Genomic DNA, 2,177 nt, shown 5'->3' with positions numbered 1-2,177 from the left:
ACATGACAGACATCGCACTGGCGCTTGTCCGACCTACACACCATTTTAATATCGGCGGTGCCATTGGCTTACATTGGTTATCGGAACAGCCACTTTTGACCCGATGATACCATTGGCGTAGGTGACACAAGCCCCGGCACGGTGTTGGATATGTGCACATTGCCAACGGGCGCCTGTCACGATCAGTGCCAATTTTAACGACGATGTCGGATGGCGCGCGGTGAAAATCACACCAAGCTTGTACGATCGAGTTGGCGCTTATGCCGACCTACGCACAGGCAGTTTAGACACTGAAAATAATTGTTTTTTTGATGTCAGTTCATTGTTAGTGGGTCGTGGCATCGAGGGAGTAGGGGATGGTTCAAGGTCAATAAAAGCGTATGACTAGCAATGACCATACACGTCAATTTGACGCATGTTTATAGCCAAAGTTAAGCGTGCAATTGCATGCTTTTGCATAGCTAAGCAGGGTTTTAAGGGTTGGATTACCTTTCCCTTTTTCAAGTCGAGAAATATTGCCTTCTTTCGTCCCCATACGTTCTGCAACCTGCTGTTGAGTTAGCCCGGCATACTTACGCATACTGAGTAACATATCGATCAATTCAAACTCAGGCGCCAATTCATCGTATGCTTGTTTCACGTCTGGGTTTTGTAGTGCTTTCGCTTTTAATGCTTGTAAGCTATTCACTTTTCACCTCTTTCATACGCCCTGTTGCCAATGCTAAGTCTTTCATTGGTGTCTTTTGACTTTTCTTCACAAATGCATGAAGGATATAGATGTTGGGGCCGTCTAAATAGCAGAATAGACTTCGTCCGATCCCTTCTTTTGCTTTGGCGCGAACTTCAAACAGGCCGTTACCTATTGATTTTGTGTGAGGAGGACCCAAGTTTGCGCCATGTTTTTCTATTAGTTCAAGCAGCTTGAGCATTCGCGCTTGAATCTTAGGAGGCATGTTGAGAATGCTCTCCTCCACGCCTTGGTAAAAAACGATGCTCCAGTTCATCTTTTACTTCTTGTTATCATACATGATAAGTTTCTGTGGGTCAAAACCCACTCATCATACCGAGTAATCTCGAGTAATCTTGGGCAATTAGTGTTATCTGATTCGCATAACAATCACACAGCCAGCAGACTGCGATCTTCCTTCAAACATTAAAATGTGCCTTGTTTCACGGGCAATCGATGTGGTTTGTGTTACCTTTCTAGCGCTTGTGAGTGATCTGCTTTGTCACTCGGACAATCACGAAAGGGACATTCATGGACGATCTATCGCCCTCGGATCTTAAAACCATCCTTCATTCCAAACGCGCCAATATGTACTACCTCGAGCATTGCCGTGTGATGCAAAAAGACGGGCGTGTGTTGTACTTGGTGGAGGCCAAACGCGAAAACCTCTACTTTAATATCCCCATTGCCAATACCACCGTCTTATTGCTCGGCACCGGCACGTCAATCACGCAAGCGGCGATGCGTATGCTGTCGCAAGCAGGCGTTCTGGTTGGCTTTTGTAGTGGCGGGGGCACACCGCTGCATATGGCAACCGAGGTCGAATGGTTTACGCCACAAAGCGAGTATCGGCCCACCGAATATTTGCAAGGTTGGTTGTCTTTTTGGTTTGATGATCAAAAGCGACTGGATGCTGCGCGGGCTTTTCAGCTAGCTCGTTTGAGTTACTTAAAGCAGGTTTGGCAAGCGAGCCGTGAGCTTAAGCTTGAAGGGTTCGATGTGGCCGAATTGGCTGGCACGCTCGACACCTTTGTGGAGCGAACCGACAAGGCCAGCAAGTCAGCTGATTTATTGCTTACCGAAGCGCAGCTGACCAAAGCGCTCTACAAACACGCCGCCAACCGCACGCAAAAAAACGGTTTTAAACGCCAGCATGAGGCCGACGACCTCGCCAATCGCTTTTTAAATCATGGCAACTACTTAGCCTATGGCTTGGCGGCGAGTTGTTTGTGGGTGCTTGGGATCCCGCACGGATTTGCGGTGATGCATGGCAAAACCCGCCGTGGCGCGCTGGTGTTTGATGCCGCTGACTTAATCAAAGATGCCATTGTACTGCCTTGGGCGTTTGTATGTAAGCGGGTATTTCTACCCGCCTGGTGATTGAATGGGCGCTTTGTTATAGGGCAATAAATCGCTGACATCACAGCTCTCTTCTCGCTGAGGTAGCTCT

General features: G+C 48.0%; 3 protein-coding genes. 1 reads left to right on the top strand and 2 read right to left on the bottom strand.

The window, feature by feature from the left end; translation table 11 throughout:
• Positions 1-403: 403 nt before the first annotated feature.
• The gene (locus BZJ21_RS15215) at positions 404-688 is read right to left on the bottom strand and encodes a helix-turn-helix domain-containing protein (RefSeq protein ID WP_077670247.1); all 285 of its coding nucleotides are present in this window, start codon (positions 686-688) and stop codon (positions 404-406) included.
• Positions 681-1,004, bottom strand: coding sequence for a type II toxin-antitoxin system RelE/ParE family toxin (locus BZJ21_RS15210; RefSeq protein WP_077670246.1), 324 nt, complete (start codon positions 1,002-1,004; stop codon positions 681-683). The genes BZJ21_RS15215 and BZJ21_RS15210 overlap by 8 nt, the downstream gene beginning before the upstream one ends.
• Before the next feature lie 254 nt (positions 1,005-1,258).
• Between BZJ21_RS15210 and cas1f the strand changes: the two genes are divergently transcribed.
• A complete protein-coding gene (gene cas1f / locus BZJ21_RS15205) occupies positions 1,259-2,107 on the top strand; it encodes a type I-F CRISPR-associated endonuclease Cas1f (RefSeq protein ID WP_077670245.1) in 849 nt (282 codons plus the stop codon).
• The last annotated feature ends 70 nt before the right edge of the window (positions 2,108-2,177 follow it).

It is taken from the genome of Salinivibrio costicola subsp. alcaliphilus (assembly GCF_001996185.1).
Classification (GTDB): Bacteria; Pseudomonadota; Gammaproteobacteria; order Enterobacterales; family Vibrionaceae; genus Salinivibrio; species Salinivibrio costicola.
Note: the sequence above shows the minus strand (reverse complement) of the source record. Positions and strands in the feature narration are given on the sequence as shown.